This is a genomic window from Clostridium oryzae (genome assembly GCF_002029235.1).
GTDB classification, from domain to species: Bacteria; Bacillota; Clostridia; order Clostridiales; family Clostridiaceae; genus Clostridium_AE; species Clostridium_AE oryzae.
Genome location: NZ_MZGV01000013.1, coordinates 15504 through 37958, shown reverse-complemented (window position 1 = coordinate 37958; position 22455 = coordinate 15504). Strand labels below are relative to the sequence as shown.

At 31.3% G+C, this 22455-nt stretch carries 21 protein-coding genes; all 21 read right to left on the bottom strand.

The features are described from left to right. Position 1: 1 nt before the first annotated feature. Positions 2-625 carry a DUF4867 family protein gene (locus CLORY_RS08025; protein WP_079423069.1) on the bottom strand — a complete coding sequence of 208 codons (624 nt, stop codon included), beginning with the start codon at positions 623-625 and terminating at the stop codon, positions 2-4. A 141-nt stretch (positions 626-766) separates the two neighbouring features. Continuing rightward, on the bottom strand, positions 767-2458 hold the full coding sequence (locus CLORY_RS08020) for an ABC transporter ATP-binding protein (protein WP_079423067.1): 1692 nt from the start codon (positions 2456-2458) through the stop codon (positions 767-769). Between the two features lie 24 nt (positions 2459-2482). Beyond that, complete coding sequence (locus CLORY_RS08015) at positions 2483-3406, bottom strand: phosphoenolpyruvate carboxykinase (ATP) (protein ID WP_079423065.1); 924 nt, start codon at positions 3404-3406, stop codon at positions 2483-2485. A 132-nt stretch (positions 3407-3538) separates the two neighbouring features. Continuing rightward, positions 3539-3676, bottom strand: a complete 138-nt coding sequence (locus tag CLORY_RS23235) for a hypothetical protein (RefSeq protein ID WP_169911565.1) — start codon at positions 3674-3676, stop codon at positions 3539-3541. A 5-nt stretch (positions 3677-3681) separates the two neighbouring features. Then, complete coding sequence (locus CLORY_RS08010) at positions 3682-5631, bottom strand: asparagine synthase-related protein (RefSeq protein ID WP_079423063.1); 1950 nt, start codon at positions 5629-5631, stop codon at positions 3682-3684. Further along, positions 5631-6104: a lasso peptide biosynthesis B2 protein gene (locus tag CLORY_RS08005; protein ID WP_139375997.1), complete on the bottom strand. Its 474-nt coding sequence runs from the start codon at positions 6102-6104 to the stop codon at positions 5631-5633. Before CLORY_RS08005 ends, CLORY_RS08010 begins: the two co-directional genes overlap by 1 nt. Then, positions 6082-6375: a lasso peptide biosynthesis PqqD family chaperone gene (locus CLORY_RS08000; RefSeq protein WP_079423059.1), complete on the bottom strand. Its 294-nt coding sequence runs from the start codon at positions 6373-6375 to the stop codon at positions 6082-6084. Before CLORY_RS08000 ends, CLORY_RS08005 begins: the two co-directional genes overlap by 23 nt. Positions 6376-6534: 159 nt before the next feature. Then, on the bottom strand, positions 6535-7740 hold the full coding sequence (locus CLORY_RS07995) for a nucleotidyltransferase domain-containing protein (protein WP_079423057.1): 1206 nt from the start codon (positions 7738-7740) through the stop codon (positions 6535-6537). 49 nt (positions 7741-7789) lie between these two features. After that, positions 7790-9247: a flippase gene (locus CLORY_RS07990; RefSeq protein ID WP_079423055.1), complete on the bottom strand. Its 1458-nt coding sequence runs from the start codon at positions 9245-9247 to the stop codon at positions 7790-7792. Then, a complete protein-coding gene (locus tag CLORY_RS07985) occupies positions 9214-10341 on the bottom strand; it encodes a glycosyltransferase (RefSeq protein WP_079423053.1) in 1128 nt (375 codons plus the stop codon). Before CLORY_RS07985 ends, CLORY_RS07990 begins: the two co-directional genes overlap by 34 nt. Then, complete coding sequence (locus CLORY_RS07980) at positions 10310-11614, bottom strand: hypothetical protein (protein WP_079423051.1); 1305 nt, start codon at positions 11612-11614, stop codon at positions 10310-10312. Before CLORY_RS07980 ends, CLORY_RS07985 begins: the two co-directional genes overlap by 32 nt. Before the next feature lie 31 nt (positions 11615-11645). Further along, complete coding sequence (locus CLORY_RS07975) at positions 11646-12611, bottom strand: glycosyltransferase family 2 protein (protein ID WP_079423049.1); 966 nt, start codon at positions 12609-12611, stop codon at positions 11646-11648. Further along, positions 12599-13213, bottom strand: a complete 615-nt coding sequence (locus tag CLORY_RS07970) for an acyltransferase (protein WP_139375996.1) — start codon at positions 13211-13213, stop codon at positions 12599-12601. Before CLORY_RS07970 ends, CLORY_RS07975 begins: the two co-directional genes overlap by 13 nt. 67 nt (positions 13214-13280) lie before the next feature. Continuing rightward, entirely contained in the window at positions 13281-14615 is a 1335-nt protein-coding gene (locus CLORY_RS07965) for a hypothetical protein (RefSeq protein ID WP_079423044.1), read from the bottom strand. Positions 14616-14639: 24 nt separating this feature from the next. Next, on the bottom strand, positions 14640-15641 hold the full coding sequence (locus tag CLORY_RS07960) for a glycosyltransferase family 2 protein (RefSeq protein WP_169911564.1): 1002 nt from the start codon (positions 15639-15641) through the stop codon (positions 14640-14642). 43 nt (positions 15642-15684) lie between these two features. Beyond that, positions 15685-16854 (bottom strand): radical SAM protein, encoded by a 1170-nt coding sequence (locus CLORY_RS07955; protein WP_079423040.1) that lies wholly within the window; start codon positions 16852-16854, stop codon positions 15685-15687. A 17-nt stretch (positions 16855-16871) separates the two neighbouring features. Further along, positions 16872-18080 (bottom strand): glycosyltransferase, encoded by a 1209-nt coding sequence (locus tag CLORY_RS07950; protein ID WP_079423038.1) that lies wholly within the window; start codon positions 18078-18080, stop codon positions 16872-16874. An 18-nt stretch (positions 18081-18098) separates the two neighbouring features. After that, positions 18099-19139, bottom strand: a complete 1041-nt coding sequence (locus tag CLORY_RS07945) for a glycosyltransferase (RefSeq protein WP_079423036.1) — start codon at positions 19137-19139, stop codon at positions 18099-18101. Between the two features lie 46 nt (positions 19140-19185). Further along, positions 19186-20364 carry a glycosyltransferase family 4 protein gene (locus CLORY_RS07940; protein ID WP_242954371.1) on the bottom strand — a complete coding sequence of 393 codons (1179 nt, stop codon included), beginning with the start codon at positions 20362-20364 and terminating at the stop codon, positions 19186-19188. 33 nt (positions 20365-20397) lie between these two features. Then, entirely contained in the window at positions 20398-21333 is a 936-nt protein-coding gene (locus CLORY_RS07935) for a GDP-L-fucose synthase family protein (RefSeq protein ID WP_079423034.1), read from the bottom strand. A gap of 31 nt (positions 21334-21364) precedes the next feature. After that, positions 21365-22450 carry a GDP-mannose 4,6-dehydratase gene (gene gmd, locus CLORY_RS07930; protein WP_079423032.1) on the bottom strand — a complete coding sequence of 362 codons (1086 nt, stop codon included), beginning with the start codon at positions 22448-22450 and terminating at the stop codon, positions 21365-21367. Positions 22451-22455 lie beyond the last annotated feature (5 nt).

Genomic DNA, 22455 nt, shown 5'->3' with positions numbered 1-22455 from the left:
TTTATTTAACTGAAATATTTTTTCCTGTTAGTCCTATAAATGCTCCCTGCGCACCTAAGTCAGTATCCTTATGCCCTATTAACCATTTATTTCTAGCAAAAAGCAAAGCATCTTCGCCAGCCTTTTTAACTTCTTTCACTAAAGGTAAATTTGTATCTTTTGGTAAAACTACAACGCATCTAAATCCGTCTTTGTTTACATTACATGGTGCATAGTGAAGAGTAGTTGCATAAACCTCAATTATAGTTCCTGCAGGTACTTTGAAAGCTTCAATTTTAGAAGTATCATATGTATAATCATCATTTATATCCTGCTGAGAACCTAAAAGTAATACAAGATCAGTTACTGCTATATTTATTTCAGAAGAACGGTGGTACTCAACTGCATTCAATAAGTAGTTATTACCATTGCAATATCCTATCTGTATTGGAAGTCCGCCATATTCCCTTTCCTCTAATTCTTTAGCAAGCTTCAAGCCTTCCAGTTCTTTAATTGATGGCTCATATATTACATCCTCCGGCAGTGGTGTACTCTTCATTTTCTCAATTATTTCTGAACAATCATAGTTTTTCAATACTTGTCCATATTTTTTAAACTCTTTATCGTTAACACTTTTAATAACCATATTTTTATTCCTTCCTTATATATAATTTTAAATATAAAAGGACTTTTTAAATCCATTTTATTAAGTCTATTTTACTTTTCTTTCTAGCAATAGTCAAGGCTTAATGTAAACTTTTTCATATTTTACACTCACACTCTTTTTTCATATATAAGATACATTCCCCATCTCTTCGTCTCTTCTCTGCTGAGTTAATATATTATTATCCCTGATTCTAAATATCTTGTCACATATTTTCAGTGCTGCAGTTCTATGCGTAATAATAATACAGGTTGGTGCGGGTTTTAAATTTTTAATAGCTCTTAGTACTTCTATTTCAGTACCTGCATCTAGTGCGGAAGTAGCTTCATCTAATATCAATATTGGTTTTTTACGCAACAACGCCCTTGCTATAGCTATCCTTTGTGCCTGCCCCTCTGAAATTCCTACTCCTCGTTCTCCTAATACTTTGTCAAAGCCTTCAGGATTGCTTTTAATAAACTCATATGCGCTGGCTGCTTTTGCTGCACAATCTATTTCCTCCTCTGCAGCTTCAGGATTTCCAAATAATAAATTATCCCTAATCGTTCCTGAAAATAATGTATTTCCCTGTGGGACATATGAAATGAGCTGCCTTGTGCTTGAACTTACGTTAATTCTATCGTCATTATCCTTAATGAATATCTTTCCTTTATCAGGATACAGCAGTGCTAACAGAAGATTAATAAATGTCGTCTTTCCCTCTCCGGACGGTCCAACCAATGCTGCTATCTCACCAGGTTCAATATTGGCTGAAATATTCTTTAATATCGGCTTACCCTTCTCGTATGAAAAATCTACATTTTCATATACTATACCAGCAGCTTTTAGCTCTCTGCATCTTGTATCTGAATAGTCTATATCTAAACCCTCTAACTCCTGCAGTCTTTCTGTAGAGCCAATTGCGGCAACAACTTGCGGCAGCAGCATTGCCATACCAGAAAAGGGGCCTTGAATGTTTCCAATAAGGCTTATCATTGCTGTAAGCGACCCGAAAGTTATAGTGTTGTTGTAAAGTTTTAGAGCACCCCAGCCAAAAACCAAAAAGTAATTTATCCAGAAGCCTGATATCAAAATACTGTTTGCAAGAGCAGATACTTTTGCTTTCGATACAGTGAGAGACGTCCTCTCATTTTGTATATTATTTAATGTTGAAATGTTTTTTTGTTCTAAACAGAAGGTTTTTACAACAACCATATTCTGAATTGATTCATTTATAAATGATCTATACTTTGATTCTATCTGCTGAAATTTAAGGTAGAATTTTTTTAGTTTAATTGAAAAGTACTTGCTCAAAAACACAGTAATTGGTGAAAGAACTATTAATAGAATTCCAAGAACCGGATCTAAAAAAAGAAATGCAATAAATGAGCCTATGAGCAATACTGTCAGCGAAACCAGAGTAGGAATAGTCGAGGTTATAATATTTGTTATTGCATCAACATCGCTAGTCATTCTAGTTAATACATCTCCACTATGATATCGTGTGAATTCAGACCACTTTGTTTTCATTACTTTACTAAACAATTGCTGCTGAATATTGTTTGAAATTTTAATATTGCACTTTGAAGATACTAAAGTAACAATCGCTTTTACAATAAGCTCTGTAATGATAGTTGCTGCAATAATTACTATAAGCTGAAACACTATTTGTAACTGTTGTGAAGTAGCCGCATCAACCAATTGTTTTGAAAGTACTGCACGCAAAACATTTATAAGTGATGTTCCTGCTCCAGCTAATATTATTATAAGCAAATATTTTGTAAATGGTTTGGCTATACCAAAAATCCATTTTGTACTAGTCCATAATTTTTTCACTGCTCATACCTCCTTTTGCTGCAGTTATTGCAATACTAATTCCGATATACTGCTTTCAATAACTTCGATCTGTTTCTCTACTGTGTATCCTTCCTTAGGTCGTATTATTCTATATGTCTCAATATTCTTTGCTAACTGCAGACACTTTCTAAAGTAAAGAGGATCCATACCTATATAGTCAATAAGTCCAAAACGAAATATATTTTTAAAAATAGTGATTAGTTTATTCTTACCCGTAACCTTAACGAGCTTTACACTGTCTACGTCATCAGTAATCAATTCATATATAGCCTTGAGCCTAACAGCAGTTTTTCGAAAATTATCATTAATTCTAATTGCGTATTTATCTCTGCCTTCATCTATCTTTCTTATATCGCTGTTATTTCGATATTTAAATTTATCAACCGCATCGCTGCACAATTTCTGTTGAGGATATCCAGGCATAATCACTATATTATTATTTTCATCCTTATCAATAGCAGAAACATCATCTGCCAAAAAGTCATAACCTTTTTCTCTTAATGCTGCTGTTAACGTCGATTTACCAGCCCCACTGTCTCCAGTTAATATTATTCCCTTTTCATTTATCACTACGGCTCCACCATGAATAGCAATACTCTTTCTCATAATTAACAGCATTCCAAGAGCACTGCCTAATAAAAATGTCTTAACACTTTGTTCATTAGCTTCTGAGAAAACTTCGATTTCGATACAATCAATATCCTTAATATAATAAGTCGCTGTATCCTTTATTGAAAACCAGATTTTATCCTTTTTAAAACAGTGATCTTTACCTTCATCAAGTGCTTCTTTTATATCTTTGGGCATATCTTTAGTATATATTCTTACATCTTTTTTGTGTCTATAAGTTCCGTCATATATCTGAAGTTCTGGTAATGGTATTTGCGATTGTACTACAAGTCCATATATCCAATACTTATATTCCATATTTTTACCTCCACCGTTATAAACATTGAAAAAATGTTTATTATATGCCTTCTCGCTATAGTTTAGATAATAAAAATATATCCCTAGAATATTAAATATCTATGGGATATATTTCTATGTTATTATTTTGAATTAGGAAAATGAGAAGAAAACATCACCTGAAGTATCATTGAAAGTAGCATCCACATGGCTAGTGATTTTTGTTCCATATTCAGTATTTTCTATGCCTAATTCATTAATTTCTGGCTCAATCCATTGTTGTTTTTCCATATAGCTCACCCCCTTTCATAAGCTTTTAGAAATTTATAGAAAATTAATACTATAAATAACCTTCTTAAACTTTCTTCATTCTCTTCATCTAATACTTCATCTATCTGCTTTAGTGCCTCCTGTACTTTACCTATATCTATATACTTCTTAATCAGTCCATCATCACTTACCAAACACTCTAGTTCTTTTCTTATATTCTTCCAGTAAGGTTTTAACCTTTGAACCCAGTCAGCACTTTGTATACCCCTTCTTGCTGTATTTAATCTTATTTTATCTGGTATTATCCCCTTCAGTGCCCTTCTAATAAGAAGTCTTTGCTCACCATTTCTTACAAACTGCTCACTGGGCAAACTTAAACAAAATTCAATCACTCTTTTATCTCTCGATGGGTCTCTTATTGCAATTTTATTTGCAAGAGAAATTCTTGTTTCTATAGTTCCAATATGTGAAAATGCAAGTTGGTCAACTATGTATTTATGATTTTGGTATAAATCATAGTATCTTTCTATTGGCTGATTATATCCCTCCATATCAAAACGCTGTCCAACATTCCATTTTTTTATCATATTCTTACTAACCATTACAGAAGAAAATTTATCGTAATTTCTATGTTTAATCTTACTGCTTATTATTTTTCTTATATTATATGGTATAACTACCTTTAAAATGATTTTTTCTATTTTTCTCTTAGGCATTTTTACTTTTTTACTTAACGCATCTATTTCTCTCCTCAACGTTATAAACTTTCCTTTATTAAAGAGTGTTTTTGCATGGACAATGAAATCACCATATGAGATAGTACTATTACCCGATTGTCCATTTAAAAGTACTCTGCATCCTTCTTCATAAGCCTTTTCAGCAAAGCTATTATACCAAAACAGGTTTTGGAACGTTTTATAGGGCTGCTCCAGAATATTTATAAACTCATCTATATTGGTATAAGAATTCATATCCTCATTTCTACAATAATTTACCAGAATGTTATCATAATCATCACTGATGGATTTTATATATTCACTTTCATTAGGAATATAGTATTTTGATAAGCTGTTTTCATATTCCTTTATTGGAATTGAACTATAACCTTTCAGAATTTCGTTTTTATCTGCTAGTTTCCTAGCTGCAACGCAGGCTATAGAACTTGAATCTAAGCCTCCGCTTAGCATTATTCCCACTCCCTTGAAACTTCGCAGTCTGCAGTTTACAGCCTCAAAAAATACTTCTCGAAAAGCCTTATCATATTCTTCATCACTGTTTAATTTTAATTCCTTTATATTCTCCAGCGGCTTCCAGTAATGATTTTTAATTATACCTTTACTGCTTACTATCATTGCATAGGCCGGCGGCAATTGAAAAATATCTTCATAGGGTGTTTCATTACATTCAGTAACATGTAATATTCCATCTACAGCTAAATAATCAGTAAGCCATCTTTCATTTAAACGCATATCAGTTATAGTTAAAAGTGGATTAATAATAGTACTAAAGGCAAATGTATTATTGACATGATAATAATAAAGCGTCCTCTTCCCAACATGATCTCTTGCACAAAATAGCTGCTGTTTTTTTTCATCCCATATAGCAAAGGAAAAATCACCCACTAAATATTTAGGACTGTCTTCCTGCCATTTTTCATATGCAAGTAAAATAAGTCTGCTGTCCGTCGTTTCATTCCACAAATTCTTTGGGATCTGAAATTGTTCCAAAAGCTGCTGCCTGTTATCTATAATTGCATCTGCTGTTATTGATAAGCCTGATGCTTCATATCTTTGTGGCATTTCCTCCAAGCATGACTCAGGTGTATCATACTGTATTCCGCATCCCAAGAATATTTTCTCACGCTGCCAGGCCTGTAATTTATCAAAGGAATAAGTTTTTATTCTTTCAAGCATATTCATGCAATATTCTTTGTTTACTTGATTATCAGCACTGTATATACCAAATATAGTTCCCATTACTTATCCTCTCCCGCATAATTCGCAAACTTGGCTACTTCTTTAAAACCGCCGCGTTCTCTCGCTCCAGTAATTATTACTTTCCCACTTCTAAGCCAAGCATGTGCAAGCAGCTTATTGTCCTCACTTTTAGCTAATCCTAAATACAACGTACTGCTTATCTTTCGCCTTGCTAACATCAGCTGTGCCGTAAGAGCTTTAACAAGACATTTGCTCTGCCAAGGTGTCCTGTAACTCATTTCGCTAACTGCCCATCCAACTCTATAAATAACTTCTTTATGAACTTCAGATATCTCAGTTGAGGTTTCCTGCTTATACTTTCCTAAAAACATCGCTAGTTTCTTAAACTTTATAAAAAGAATTGCAAAACGCACCAATCCCGAAATACAAAAGGCTTCAAGTAATGCATTTCTTTCTTTCGAGGAAAGCTTAATAATTTTTCTTATCTTTCTAGGCAATTTTAACAAGTTCATCATCAACCAGCCTGTCCACAAATTTCATTACAGCAGCTTCACAAGTTTCCTGATCTATATCAAATTCCTTTAATAGCTCATCTACTATTTCTCTTATTGAGATTGGCTTTTCAATTAGCTGCCATATTCTGCTTCCAACTATATTAAAATTGTAGTATTTCCCTCTATCCATATCCATCATAACTGCTTCACCATCTAAATCAGCTGTGTCCAAACCATTTTTTTGAGTGATTATAGAAGTCATTTTTATTAAAATATTTTTTTGCATCATATTTTCCCCCTTTTTCACATTTGTGCCTATATCTGTTTACCAAATTAGCAATTCTTTTACTAGCTTCATCGCTTCAAATATTTTATATAACATCATCACTAAATATACCATTTATGGTTATATATGTAAATAACTATTTAAAAAAATTTTGCTCTTTTTTTATAAATTCAAATATTTAAATAGTCTATATCTATTTATTGACATTGGAATAAAAAAGATAATTGACTTGGCTCTTAGTATATGTCTACTAATATAATGCACCCATGCAACTGGAAGTAACACAGTACATCTTTTAGAGTATGGAAATTCTTCATATATTTTTTTGATATGCGGAAATATAGCTTTAACTATTTGACTTATTATTTGTTTCATTGTTATGATTATATATTTTAAATTATGATTATATATATTAAAAGCTAACTTACCACCATATACACTTGCAAAATCTTTTCTTCCATATACTCCACCTAAACAAATATAATTTATAAATTTATTTAAATTTTCATTTTCATCTTTTATACGGTTATTTACTATCTCAGGGACTTCCATACCAAATAAGCTTTTACAAGCCATAAATACAACTACCATAAGTTTTTCTATTCTGATAGTTCGTATTTTATTGTAAAAAGATTCCCAATTAATAAGATGCCCTTTTCTTTCTATAACAAGTACAACATCACACATCTGTCTTATTCCAAATCCACTGTACACAACATGCCCAGCCATATGAATAAGCAGATGGATCAACATATCTTCCCAAGATAATGATAGAAAACTAGCTTGTCCTATACTCATCTTAATTGTATTATTCCAAATTTCATTTTCTAAATCAGATACATTTCCCTCTCCTCTTTTGTCATCAATCGTCCAATGTAAATCTATATTTAAAAATCTTTTATGTTTAAAACTCAAATGATTTTTAGTAATTCCAAACCTTACGTATCCTAGCTTTAAAAGTATCTTTTCTGAATTTTCAATATCGCCTTTACGTACTAGTAAATCTAGATCAGACATAGTTCTAAACTCAGGTCTCGGGTATAAGTTTCTTAAAGCTGCTCCCTTTAGTCCAATAACAGATATTTTATTATCATTAAATTCCTTAAAAACTTTTTCTACTTGCTTCATATGTTGAATTTGCAATACAGAAGCCAATATAGTGTACCTTTTAACATCATTGAATAATTTATCATTTATTTTATAGATATCATTTCGTAATGACGAATAAACCAGTGGTTTTACATTATGATCTTCTGCTTTTTTAAAAACTTCTAACCAATCAACCTCTCTATCACAAATTGTATTTATCTTATATCCGCGTATTGCTGCAGAAATACATTCTATAAACTGTTTTTCACAACTGTGCATACATATCCCCCTTAACGTTCTATAATAACTTATTTTGAAAATATTTTAATCAAGACAGCTTTTCAATAAGATGAATCTTGGATCGAAATTTCATTAATAGGTCATATATAATATCATTTTTCATCAGAATTAAAAAGAAACCATATATAATAACACTACCTGTAAATGCTGCGATTATTACCAAGATATCCTGATTAATTTCAATTTTGATAAATATTATATATATTAAAATTAATATAGATCCTATAAACGACTGTATAATATTTTTAAAATTTATTCTTATAGAAATATTCTTAAGGGTACAATACATAGAAATTAATAATACAATTAATTCAGATAGTAAAGTAGTAAATGCACAACCATTCTGTTTAAATTTATGAATAAAATACACATTTAGTATAATATTAACAGAGGCGCTTATTATTGTAGCTATAAGAATATTATTTTCTGCTTTTAACGGTAATAAAACTAGTTGCATATAAAAGTATCCAAAAGTACAAAATAAAATAGATATAGATAAAATTCTTAATGTCGGTATGGCTGCAGCATATTCCTTCCCTGCTAAAATTTTAATAATTTCAGGACTAAGCATAAATAAACCTATGACTATAGGAAATACCAATATTATTAATACATCATGTACTTTCATCAGAATACTTTTATATTCTTCTGTACTTGTATTATTATACATAAATGTAAGTCGTGGCAAGGAAACAACTATAATTGCAAATAACACTTGCTTAAATATATTATATATTTTAACTGCCGTACTATATAAACCTACTGAATAGTCTCCAACCATACACCCTAGCATAGTTGTATCCGCACTTGTATAGATAACAGAAGCAATACTGGTAGCAAATAAGATCATTATTGGTTTAAGATGTTTTTGAATATTAAATTGTAGTGTAAATCTTCTCTTACAATATTTTTTAGTGTAAAAGTAATTCAGCACTCCCGCGCCCACGCTGGAGACAACTGTGCTTAATGCATATATACAATAGTCATCTTTCTTTTTAACAAAAAAAATTATAATAAGTAACGCTATAAATTGAAATACTATAGTTCTTATAGAAATATAGATATAATCTTCAAAAATTGAATTTATCCAATCTACACTAAATGTTGTAAATGGAATTAGCATACTCAATATAAGCAATACAGCTCTATAATTATGTAAATACGGATCAAATAGTATAAAAAGTAATAAAATAAAGCAAGAAATAATTGTTGTAACAATATTTACACTATATACTTCAGAAACGAATCTCTCAAATCTCCTCTTGTCATTGCGTATTCCTGCACCTTCTCTAATAGCATATACTGAAATACCTAAAGAGGCTAGCAGTGAGAAATAACTAATAATAGATGATGAATAGTTTACTTTTCCTAAGTTATCTACGTGAAGTACACGTGAAGCATATGGAAAAGTTACTAATGGAAAAATTATTGATGATATTGTTTTTATAATATTTAATACTGCGTTCTTCCCAATTGTTTTATACATAAACTAATCCTCTCATATTTATTATTTATGTAATGCTTTATTTTTAGTTTTCTATTAATATATAAATTATTAAGCTTTCTATATAATAGAAATAGCCTATACTTCTTTTTATGCAATAAGGATAAAGGTATAATATGTTGCAAATATTTAATTGAAAAGACTTTTCTTCGATTATGTTGATATGTGGTTTCTATAGCTTCGTCTATTATTGGAATACTAATGACTCTCTTAAGCTCAACGCATTTTTCCTTAGTACTATAGTCAGTATTCTCATGACATAAATTACTTACTACACCTACCTCAATATGAAAATATATTTGATAGCACATGTTTATATAAAATGTTCTGTTTTTTTTATTTTTTTTATAAAACGCATATATATCAGTTGCAAATGAACATGCATATCTAAGCATTCTGACATTAAACCTTCTTGTTGAAGAATTTGCATTCTTTATAATTTTGTACACAGGAGAATTAACTAATATAACTTTTGTACAATGCTCTAGCGCTTCAATATAGAATAATAAATCCTCTCCTAAACCTAACCCTTCAACAAATTTAATACCATATTTCATTAAATAAGCTCTATTAAAAAGTTTGCAGTAAACACCATGTACAGAATCTATCATACTTTTATATTGAGGTTGTACTATATTTACATATGCTTTTCTATTAAGAGCTATATTTTGTAATTTCTCAGAAGAAATCAAATATCGCTTATTATCACCTGAGAATGTTGAATTCTCATATACTTGGCAGGCTTGTATTATTGGGATATTTTCTGATAAATAATTTGAAAATATATCAATGCATTCCTTTAATAACACATCATCTGCATCAGCAAAAAATATCCAATCACCTTTAGCATGGTTTAATCCAGTATTTCTTGCTGCCGAAACCCCCTTATTCTCTTGTTTATAGACTCTAATTCTAGAGTTCCTACACTGTATATCTTTGCAAACTGAATATGTATCATCAGTAGACCCATCATCTATAATGATTACCTCAAAATCATCTTTTGAATAAAGTAGTTCAGATATACACCGTTCTATGTTTTTTCCTTCATTGTAACAAGCTATTATAAAACTTATCATCTCTAAATCCTCCTCTACGCATCTGCATAATATTAAACCGATACGTTTGAAATAAAATCGGTATAATAACTAATGATGGGTAAAATGGACTAGACTGTGCTAAAGCAGTATTAAAATATAAGAAAACTATCAAAATTTTAATAGATATTGATTCATGAGATACTATAATAGGATAGAATAACCAAGTCAGTATGAAAATAAATGGAATAATCCCTAGCATTGCTCCTATCGTCAATATTGAAGCCGCCACATATCCAGTTTGAATAGTATTTAAAATTATTTGCAAGCCGTCAGCTCCAACCCCCAGTGGATGCTCCAAAATAGTTTTTATACAAATATATATTGTTCCCAATCTATACCTGCCAGTACTAACATTTAAATCAATTGAACCTGATTTAGATATTTTTGAAATTACAACAGAATATATCATACTTCCATTTCCACGTACAATTAAGTCAATTACCAAAAACATTACTACTGCCGCTACTAAACTAAGTACACTAGCCCTTAATTCTTTATAATTTTTCTGCCTAAGCAAATATAAAACCAATATATTTCCAACAAATCCAATATAGCCTGTGGTAGATTGGCATAAAATAATAGTCAGCATAAGAATTAAGAAATATTGGATTCTTCTCTTTGATGATATTGATACCTTATCACAAAAAAATAATAGTAGAAGTATAGCGGAATTTAGAACCATTTGGTAAACACCTGGCTCAGTAAAAATACCTATATTTCTCATATTACCGTTATCTATAAAAGTATATAGAAATAATCCGTATCCTTTAAAACTGTAAGTTCTATATGAATTGCTTGATAACCATACATTGTAATGCCAGGAAGAGTTATAGCACATTAAAAAGGATTTAAGTATATTAGGTGCAATCATTTGTATGCTAAATCCAATAATACTGATGATTGCTAAAATTACAACTGTTCTAATATATCTAATTATAAATTTGTCTCTATCATAAATTACCGCCAATAGTGCTGCCAATATCTTTATAGCCCAATTTGCCCAAGCTGATAGTCCAATTCCTCCTACAAAAATACGAACAAAAAGAATTGAATCCAATAATATTAGTAAGAAAAGTGTTGTATATTGCTTACTACTTCTTCTAATAAATACTAGCAAACATGCAGCCAGTACAACCAGAAAATAATTATACTGTTGGATATACATTTTATATAGTTGCGATTGATTAATAATAAGCATAAAGTATATTAGTGAATATTGGACTATAGGTCTATATTTCATACGAATTGTCATCTTTTTTCCTCTTTCAAATTAATATAGCTTTTTAACCTGTAAAATTTCTATCATTTCTTTCACTCTTTAAATGCAATATCAAGCTACGTTTAACAATACTAATATATGGGCGAATAAAAACAAGCGGGGCAAATATGCCATAATATTTTTTACAATAATGCCAACTAGACCTAGGCGGAATTCCAGTCTTCTTCTGTAAGGCTTTTAATCGTGCAACCAATCCTAAACTTGTGTCTTGCCAAGTCCCTGCAATACTATTTCTAGAACAGTATCCTATATATTCTTTTGCAACATATATCGGGAATCCTTTACGGCAAATTCTATTAGAATAATCATAATCAGCCATAGAATGCTCGAAATAATCGTCAATTGTTCCCACCATGTTATAGACACATGAAGGAATTAAAAAACAGTTCCAATTTGTTTGTTCGCATTTAACGCAAGGAAATCTAGGTTCTATACGTGTTTCTTTTTCATGAATTACTTTTTTGTCCCATTTAATCCCACCATAAGTTAGCTTACCCGTAAGCTTGTCCTTAGTTGATCCTACAATCGATGCGTACCTATCTTGTACACTGTCATAGCTTGAAAGCATAATTTCTAAAGCATCTTCAAAAAAATCGACATCATCATTAATCATAAGATAAAAATCAGGATTGCTCTTTTCTGCTTCTTCTATTGCTTTAGCCATACCCTTTGCCCAGAATAAATTACCAGTTCCTAATATAAGATTCACGGAATTAAACCTTGAATGAATCATTTCATAGGTTCCATCAGTCGAATTATCATCACAGCAAAATATTTCGAGCTCGATTTTATTCGATAGTTTTTTTCCTTGTTTCGTAATTTTTTCTAAACAGTTTTTCGTTTTCTCTATTCTGTTGTAACATGTAAAAATCACAGCGATTTTTAATTTATTCATAACCCAATCCTCAAAATTCATATTATTTAAAAGTACATGAAAATCTTCATAACTTTCATTGCTTACCTTCTCCATGTAATATTTTCTTTAATTACTTTTCCTGGAATTCCCCCTATTATCACCTCTTTACCAAAGCTGCCACTGACTATAGCTCCATATCCAACAACTGAATCTTTGGATATTATTGTTCCTTTTAAAATAGTAGTCCTTGAACATATCCATACATGATCTCCAATAATTACTTCTTCTGCTCCATTAATCTTATTCTTACAACTTATAATGTCATGACCATCACCATCTATAATCGTGACATCCCATCCTATCGCGGTATTACCTCCAATAGTAATCTCTTTCTCGCAAGATATTAATAGGCCACTGTTACTTTCAAAATTGCTCCCTAAATTCAAAATTCCGGCTACATTAACAATTGATGCAGCTGGAATAATGGCAGTGTCTGTAACATTAATTACTCCTGCTTCATTGAAATTAACATAAGTTGGAATACCACGACCTTTTTGAAATGAACCATCCGAGAATCCTATTCTCATAGAGCCATGTTTTACAACTCCACTTGGAAATAAAACTGAACCCTTACGTGGATGTAATATTTGGGAGTTGTACGTACAAAAAACCGGTAGCTTAAGTGCAGTTTTTATGTCAAACAATTTTAAGTTCAACCATAACGTCTTAGGTATAGATAATATTTTTTTTATTAACATAATTATGTCATTTCACATCCTTTATTCATTCCGTAATTTCTGTTTGATTCCCTAACTTAATTAGTTGCTTACTGTATTCATTACTACCATCTTTTATAAAACCAAAGGCTAATACTCCAAATAATATATAAGCAACATCCATTCTTAGCGATGAATTATACCACATAAGAATTATTGAAAGTATGGCTATTATTGTGGTTGATATTGAAATTAATTTGTAATTATCATTCTTTTGTTTCATCGCTGATATTATTATAAAAACAAAGATTAAAATATAAAGTGAAAGCCCCATCCAACCTACTTCAAGTAATAAAAATGTATGCAGGAACCAAGCATAGTTGGTGCGCCAATAAAGTGAATAATATGGGCTGATAAAGTACGATGAATAATCAGCATTTCCAAAACCAACGCCAAATATTTTATGCAATATACCAGTTAAGTAATTTTGAGATATAATAGATAGTCCAGTCAAACGATTTATGGAAGACGATGTATAACTATAGCTGCCGATTGTTGCATACGTAGTTAATGAGCTAATCTTATAGAATTGATATTCCTTGAACCGATTATTATATTTATTAAAATAAGATGTACCAAGAACAAAAGTTGTACATGAGATACAAATAATTAAAATTGTTTTTAAACTAGGCTTTCTTAAAACCACATTTAATATAACAATAATAAAAAATTCATAAAAAAAGAATTTCAATTCAGCCATGATAGAACATGCAAAACAACAAAATAGTATTATTATAATCTTAATTAAACTTATTTTTCTTTGCATATACATTCCAAAGCCATAGGTTATCATGATTACGAATAGGATATTTGAATATGCATTACAACCTGCAGCAGTTCCAAATATTCCGCCTAAATTATCCCCCTTATATCCGAGTATAGAATACTGATATACACTTAGTAAAAAGTTTATAATTAGTAAATAATATAATATTTTCAATATTTTTTTGACATCTGCTTGGCCTAAAAAAGTATAGCAAGCAAAGAAAAAAGTAAAAAATCTCATGTAATTTCTTGTTGCCCATACTGCCAACAATATCGAGGATTGATTTACTAAAACTGAAATTAATGCAAATATAAAAAAGGCTAATATTTCAAAAGTTACAATTCTATTTTTTCTATCAAATAAATAATTAAATTTACGGTGCTGTAATACTTGAATAAATAATATTAATGTATTAACATCTCCTAGGTATAATACAATTCTTGAAGCGCCTTCATTATTAGTTAGATATTGTACTATAAGAATATAGATAAACTGAGAAAATATAATTTTCTTTGGGTTTTGTATATTGAACAATGTATAAATTAGAAATACTTCAGATATTGCCATGCCTACCATAACAAACCTCAACCTTTACAAATTTTACTTTAATTTATTTTTTAATTTTGCTTTTACATATACAAGAATTTTAACCATCAATATGTATTTTCTTAAAATTGCTTGCCTCGTCAAAACTCTGTCTATTCTTTTACTATTCGAATTAATTACTATTTCTATAATTTCAGGTGAATCAAGTATTTCCCGAACATCTGCTCCATTTCTGAAATTAGACTCTATTGCAGCTATGATGAAAGTAAACATAACATTTGACAAGGTATTACTATTCAAATTAATATTCCATTTTTTGTGCAATGCTAGAATATCTTTGTAAATCAGTATAATCGTTCTATAATAATTATCTTTCAATTTCAAAACATAGATTGAAGGATCTCTTCTATAAAAGTATGAAATTTCATCACATATAGATAGCTTCTGAACAAAATCATAATACCTATAATTAAATACAATATCTTGAGACCTTCTTAAATCTGGAAACTTGATATCATTATTTTTAATGATATCAGTTTTAAAGAGTTTTCTTGTAGGTGCACCTAACGCCCCTATACTAAAAAGCCTAATATAATTCTCTCTGACAGATTTTTGTGTTAATAATGTTTCATTATCGTATCTATGAATTCTATCATTTTTTTCTTGTTGTCCACAGATTACGACATCCGTAAATCCACTTAATACAAGATCTACATCCTGCTCTTTTTGTACCACATACATATTCTCAATTAGCTTATCACCTATCCAGTCATCCGGATCTACAAACATAATAAACTTACCACTTGCATGGGATAATCCGTTATTTCTTGCCGGACCAGAACCTTGATTCTCCTGCCAAATTACCTTAAGCCTATTTTCAAGCTTACTATAGCCATTCGCTATAGATAGAGTATTATCTGTAGCACCATCGACAACTACAATAATTTCAAGATTACTATAAGTTTGTTTACTTATTGACATAAGACATTGTTTAATATATTTCTCAACATTATATGCTGGTAAAATCACGCTAATAAGCGGTTTATCATTATTCAAGATTCAACTCATCCCCTTCTATATGTCAACTGCAATATGACCTTTACAGCTTCATCTGCGCCTGAATATCCTTATTGACAATTTCTTCACCTGTAGTTCCAACTAATGCTTCCCTTGATACACAAGTCAACCCATCATTAGCTATACAGTTTTTATCACAAGTTGAGCATGCATCTAATTCCTCTTTAGTAACTTTACCATCTCGATAATCACATACAATCTTATTCTCGTACATAGAATATTTACTACTTTTCCAATAACGTAAAAATTTATGATTGATTACCCACCAGGCTGGTATCCAAATATATTTATGCATTGCTGGAGAAACAGATCCTATCATCCAACAATTACGATCACATTTTCTAACCTTAGCCCGCACAGTATCAGCCCTCGTGCTATTCCAAAGTTCATCCCAAGACTGTTCATTTAGATTGCCCATGACTTCCTTTTCCTTAGTTCCATTGCACGGCATAACATCACTGTAAGGATCGATAAAAAATGTATCAAAAGCCATATCACATTTAAGCAGACGCTTTTGCCCAAATATGTAATTAATAAGTCCATGGTTAAAATAGGCTCTAAACCACTTTTTAGGTTGATTGGATTTTAAAAGTTCATTTATCAAATTTTCAAAATTCTGTGCAACCATCAGCCTATCTCTGATAATATTTTTAGCTTCCACAAAATAGAAAGAATTGTGCAAAGAGGCTGTAGCAAACTCGATATTCAGTTCATCTGATAATCTGTAAAGAGCAACTAAATCTTTTGCATTAGCATCCTGAACTGTCATGCCGAACCCAACATCTGGATGTTTCATCTCAACTAGTTTTTTTAATGTCGTATAACCACGATTGAATCCGTCCTGAAGACCTCTGATTTTGTTATTAGTTTCCTCAAGTCCCTCGATAGATATACGTATGCCCACATTAGGAAACTCTTTGCAAAGATCAATTATTCGATCTGTAAAAAAACCATTTGTAGAAATTACAATTCGATCAGATTTTTTATACAGCTCATATATGATTTCCTTTAAATCGCTACGAATAAAAGGTTCACCACCAGTTATGTTTGTAAAATACATCTGAGGAAGCTTTTTAATTGTTTCAATACCAAGCTCCTCTTCTGGCTTAGAGGGTCGTTTATAGCGATTGCACATATTACAACGTGCATTACAGCGATATGTAACAATAACAGTTCCATTTAACTTCTTCATAATTCATGACTCCTATTCTAAAATTTATGCTGATAGACTTTCATAATTTTATGGTAGTATTGTTCTAAGGTATCAAATTTAATAGTTCTACAGTTTTGACTGAATTTATCTGTTAGCTTTTTATCACTCCATAACTTTTGTATTTTGGCTTTCAATTCCTTCTTATCTCCGCTTCTAAACAATTCACCAGTTTTTCCAACCTCAATTATCTCAGGTATTCCTCCAATGTCAGCACCTAGTACAGGTGTACCATACATCTGCGATTCCATAACTGAAAATGGACAATTCTCGTACCATTCGGACGGATAAATACTAAATCTAGCTCTACGAATCAACATTTCTAACTCTTCACCGGTTTTAAACCCTTCATTTATAATATTGGATGCTCCATTTATCTCCTTCTCAAGAGGGCCTCCTCCTGCAAAAACAAGCTGAACATTCGGAAGCTGTTTGCTAATATCAACTAGTGTCTTAACACCTTTTTCGCTTGAATAACGTCCAAAGTACAAGGCATAATTTTCTTTCTTTATATTTTTCCATTCCACAGCATCAATAAAGTTTTGCAACACTATAGTTTTACTTTTGAATAAAGGATTAGTATCCATTTTAGATTTCATAAATTTTGTAGGACAAATTATTGTATCTATATATCTATAAACCTTTCTCCATTTCCAAAAATGTCCTTCCAACGATCCTATAAAACTTTTAGCAGTAGATCCGTGAATACATTTTCCTCTAGTACAATTAATAAATTTAAATCCAACACATTTCTCACAGTTTTCATGTGTAATAGGATTATTCATCATATGATTAGGGCAAATAAGCTGATAATCGTGTGCTGTAAACACAATTCTAACCTTACATCCATTAGCTTTCTCAAATTTCTTAATTTCCAATATTATTGACGGTGTAAGTTGAAAATTAAAATTATTCAGGTGCACGACATCTGGTCTAAAATTGTCAAGTACTAATCTTATTTTTTCCCTAGCCTCACTTGAATAAATAGTTTTGAATGGATATGTAAGTTTCATCAGCTTACTTCCACCATGAAAGTCCATGCTAGAAGTATAAGAATTAACATTATTACCTACACAGCGTCCTTCATGTTCCATACCAAAGTATTGCACTTCATGTCCTAGTAACTTTAAATAGTTACCCAGTTTAAAAACATAAGTTTCAGAACCTCCATTAGGATAAAGAAACTTATTTACCATTAATATTTTCATACTATTTACCCTCATATTCTAAAAACATCTGGATTTTTTAATTGTATTGCCCACATTTATTCCATATTTATATAAAGTGTATTTTTTCTCATATAATACACGTGCATTCTGTGATAATTTTTCATATAATTCCTTATCCGAATATATTCTTTCTACAGCTTTGATAATAGTTTGAGGATCTTTATCTACAACCAACCCATTATATTCATCTATAACATAATCGTTTGCCAGACAGCTTGGCCTAGTAATAATTATTGGCTTTGAAAAAGACATAGCTAACAATAAAACAGTATCTCCCGACGCTATTTCGCCTTTATCAATAGTAATTACAACACATTTGCAATTATAAAAAAATTTATATGATTCTTCATTCCAAATATTATTATAAATTTTAATATTCCCAGATGGAGAATCTACTCTTAATTCATCACAAACAATTCTTAATGGATATTTCGTTTCTTTAAAACTCTTAATTAATACATCCCAATCCCTATTACTTCTACCAATAGATAAAACAAAGTCACATGTAGGTTTCAATGATGTATCAATCGCTTTTGTCATATCATTAACTCCAAAAGGTAAAAACACAAATTTATCGCGTCTCAAATTAAATACATCAGAGCAAAATTTACAATTTGTGTCAGAAGCACTTGTAAATATGTCAACATATTTTCCCGTAGCAATATATCTCATAAACCTAAAATAAATTTTACCTATAATCCCTTTCTTCGGCTTGTATATAAAATTTTCTATTACAAGAAAATTACTCTTTTTAACATGAAACAATCGACAATAAAAAGCATATATAAGTCCGTAAAACTCTTGCCAACCAATGATGTTATCATACTTCTTTCTTTGTATAAATATCTTGAGCGGGAACCAAAAGTATTTAAAATATCTCTTTAAATTATCAAACTTATTCTTTCTTCCCTGATTACTAGTACAAATTATAGGTTTCCATTCGAGTCCAGTAGATTCTTTTAAGCCACATATAAACTCCTCTGTTTCCTGTAAATTACTATCAATTAATGCGATATTCCTTGCATTCAAAAAAATCATTCCTCTCTCACCATTTTGTAAATAGTAAAGCCTGTCCTTATCCCACTTAACTGTATAGCGCTAATGTCCTAGCCACCACATTACTCCAGTTATACTTGTTACAAATAAACTCTGATGCTTTAACTCTATATTTTTCAACTATAGCTGGTTCATTAATAAGATTCTCCAGCTTATTTTTCAAATCCTGAGCATCAGATTTTTTAAATACAACTGCTTTATCTTCCACCACTTCTGTACATTCAGGAATATCACTTACAACACAGCAATTTCCATAACTCATAGCTTCCAGTAAACTTATAGGCATTCCTTCAAGATCCGAAGGAAGAACATAAATGTACGCATTACTAAATAATTCCTCAAGCTCTTGCCCCTGTACAAATCCAGTTAATATAACTTGTCTATCATTTTCTACAGCTCGAGTAACTTCACTCATAAACTGGTTAGTATCAGATGACCCGCCAGCAATCACAAGTTTCTTAGCTGTATTTAATTGTTTGTATGCATCTATCAAATACAATATTCCTTTTTCTGGAACTATACGTCCTAAAAAAAGAATATAACTATCTTTATCCAGATTCCATTTTTCTTTAATCAATTGTACTTGCTTTATCTGTGGACGTTCTATTCCATTCGGAATAAAAACAGTTTCTCGATGGTATTGTTCTCTAAAATATCGTTCTACATTCCTACTAAGCACTATTATTTGACTAGCATATTTAACTGCTATTTTTTCACCAAATTTAAGATACTTTGTAGCAAACCCGCCCCATTTGGCTCTCTTCCAATCAAGGCCATGAATTGTTACCACCGTCCTGATGCCAAAAATATGAGGTATAATAACCATTGCTGCAGGTCCTTCGGCATGATAATGAATGCAATCATAATGCTTAAACAATGCCATCACTGTGCCAAAGAAGGACGAAGTCAATGCCGCAAGTCCTCTTCCTTCAATTGTCGGTACCGACACAACCGTCAATTCTTTATATCTCTTCATCGTTTCCGAATTACTTGGAGTATCATATTCTTTTCCTCCTACATGATGTCCTTTTCGGTTATATACTGTTACTTTGTGACCTAATGCTGCCATACGGATAGATAGTTGTTCAACTACAATTTCTACTCCGCCTTCTCGAGAAGGTACACGCTTATGTCCAATCATTGCAATACTTAACCGCTTAGCATTGTTATCTAAAGTTACTTTGTCCTTAATTATCTTTTTATTCATAATCATTCCTCACATAGCTTCAGTAAAATATTTTTAAGAAAACATATAATTTTCTTTAAACCATTTATAAGTTGCCTTAATTCCTTCCCTTAGCTCAATTTTATATTTCCATCCTAGACTCTCCAGCTTGCTTATATCCAAGAGTTTCCTTGGGGTACCATCTAGTTTATCAGTGTTAAACTTTATTTCACCTTCAAATCCAACAATATCTTTAATAGTCTCTGCCAATTCAGCTATTGTAACTTCCTTTCCAGTACCTATGTTCATATGTTGTTCTCCATCATAATTTTCCATCAAAAATACACATCCATCTGCCATATCATCAACATGTAAAAATTCTCTTAGAGGCTTACCACTTCCCCAAACTTCCACATAAGATTGATCATTAACCTTTGCTTCATAAAATTTTCTAATCAATGCAGGCATAACATGGGAACTATTTAAGTCAAAATTATCATTAGGTCCATATAGATTAGTAGGCATACAGCTTATAAAATTAGCTCCATATTGTCTCTTAAAGAATTGGCACATTTTAAGGCCAGATATTTTAGCTAAAGCATACGCCTCATTAGTTGATTCAAGATAACCTGAAAGAAGATATTCCTCGTTTATCGGTTGAGGACACATTTTAGGGTAAATACATGAACTTCCTAAAAATAATAGTTTTTTTACGTTAAAATCAAAGGAAGCTCCTATCACATTATTCTGTATTTCTAAGTTCTGAAATATAAAGTCTGCTGGGTATTTATTATTGGCATTTATACCTCCAACCTTCGCAGCAGCAAGAAAAACATATTCTGGTTTTTCTTGCTTAAAAAATTTCCTTACAGCAGCCTGATTAGTTAAATCAAGTTCACTGTGAGTTTTATATATCAAGTTTGTATAGCCTTTTTGCTTAAGGTTTCTGACTATTGCCGATCCTACTAATCCCCTATGTCCTGCTACATATATTCTTGAGTTTTTTTCCACATGAATCCCCCCAATATCAAATTAAACCTCACTAATCTGTAGTCGCTACTTCAAGTTTTGATAAATATTCATCTATATTCATTCCAGCAATTTCCTTCATATCCGATTCCACCATCATCTTCACTAACTCTTTAAAACTTGTTTTTCTTCTCCAGCCAAGCTCTTTTTCAGCCCTTGAACAATCTCCCCAAAGTAATTCAACTTCTGCAGGCCTGAAATATCTAGGGTTAATGTCTACAAGTACTTTACCAGTAGCCTTATCAATTCCTTTCTCATCAACTCCAGATCCAACCCACTCTATATCTATTCCAACTTGTTTAAACGCAAGTTCTGTAAATTCTCTTACAGTGTGTGTTTCATTCGATGCAATAACATAATCTTTTGGCTTTTTCTGTTGAAGCATCAGCCACATAGCCTGAATATAGTCGCCAGCAAAGCCCCAGTCACGTTTTGCCTCCAAATTACCAAGAGACAACTTTTCCTGTTTTCCTATTACTATACTTGCTATAGCTCTTGTTATCTTCCTTGTAACAAATGTTTCACCTCTCCTTGGTGATTCATGATTGAATAATATTCCGTTACAAGCATACAATCCGTAGGATTCTCTATAATTTACCGTAATCCAATATGCATAAAGTTTTGCCGCTCCATACGGACTCTTAGGATAAAAAGGTGTTTTTTCACTCTGAGGTGCAGTATTAGGAATACCTCCAAATAACTCTGACGTAGATGCCTGATAAAACCTACAATTTACTCCAGTTTCTCTTATTGCGTCAAGGATTCTCAGTGTTCCTATGGCATCTGCCTCAGCAGTGTATTCTGGGACTTCAAAAGACACCTGAACGTGACTTTGAGCTCCCAGATTATAGATTTCCTGTGGTTGTATCTTATATATCAACCTGTTTAAATTACTCGAGTCACTTAGATCACCATAATGCAGAAATAACCTTTTATTCCCTATCCCCGGATTGTCATATAAGTGATCTATCCTTTTTGTATTTATAGTACTATGTCTTCTTATAATTCCATGTACTTCATAACCTTTTTCTAATAAAAATTCTGCTAAATAAGATCCATCTTGTCCAGTTATGCCTGTGATCAATATTTTCTTGCCCATACGAA

Coding starts and splice junctions, on each gene's coding strand:
- CLORY_RS08025 (WP_079423069.1), bottom strand. CDS start 625: ATGGTTATTAAAAGTGTTAACGATAAAGAGTTTAAAAAATATGGACAA.
- CLORY_RS08000 (WP_079423059.1), bottom strand. CDS start 6,375: ATGATGCAAAAAAATATTTTAATAAAAATGACTTCTATAATCACTCAA.
- CLORY_RS08015 (WP_079423065.1), bottom strand. CDS start 3,406: ATGGAATATAAGTATTGGATATATGGACTTGTAGTACAATCGCAAATA.
- CLORY_RS07955 (WP_079423040.1), bottom strand. CDS start 16,854: ATGAAGAAGTTAAATGGAACTGTTATTGTTACATATCGCTGTAATGCA.
- CLORY_RS07975 (WP_079423049.1), bottom strand. CDS start 12,611: ATGGAGAAGGTAAGCAATGAAAGTTATGAAGATTTTCATGTACTTTTA.
- CLORY_RS07990 (WP_079423055.1), bottom strand. CDS start 9,247: ATGTATAAAACAATTGGGAAGAACGCAGTATTAAATATTATAAAAACA.
- CLORY_RS07980 (WP_079423051.1), bottom strand. CDS start 11,614: ATGACAATTCGTATGAAATATAGACCTATAGTCCAATATTCACTAATA.
- CLORY_RS07945 (WP_079423036.1), bottom strand. CDS start 19,139: ATGATTTTTTTGAATGCAAGGAATATCGCATTAATTGATAGTAATTTA.
- CLORY_RS23235 (WP_169911565.1), bottom strand. CDS start 3,676: ATGGAAAAACAACAATGGATTGAGCCAGAAATTAATGAATTAGGCATA.
- CLORY_RS07985 (WP_079423053.1), bottom strand. CDS start 10,341: ATGATAAGTTTTATAATAGCTTGTTACAATGAAGGAAAAAACATAGAA.
- CLORY_RS08005 (WP_139375997.1), bottom strand. CDS start 6,104: ATGAACTTGTTAAAATTGCCTAGAAAGATAAGAAAAATTATTAAGCTT.
- CLORY_RS07950 (WP_079423038.1), bottom strand. CDS start 18,080: ATGAAAATATTAATGGTAAATAAGTTTCTTTATCCTAATGGAGGTTCT.
- CLORY_RS07965 (WP_079423044.1), bottom strand. CDS start 14,615: ATGGTAGGCATGGCAATATCTGAAGTATTTCTAATTTATACATTGTTC.
- CLORY_RS08010 (WP_079423063.1), bottom strand. CDS start 5,631: ATGGGAACTATATTTGGTATATACAGTGCTGATAATCAAGTAAACAAA.
- CLORY_RS07940 (WP_242954371.1), bottom strand. CDS start 20,364: ATGAATAAAAAGATAATTAAGGACAAAGTAACTTTAGATAACAATGCT.
- CLORY_RS07995 (WP_079423057.1), bottom strand. CDS start 7,740: ATGCACAGTTGTGAAAAACAGTTTATAGAATGTATTTCTGCAGCAATA.
- gmd (WP_079423032.1), bottom strand. CDS start 22,450: ATGGGCAAGAAAATATTGATCACAGGCATAACTGGACAAGATGGATCT.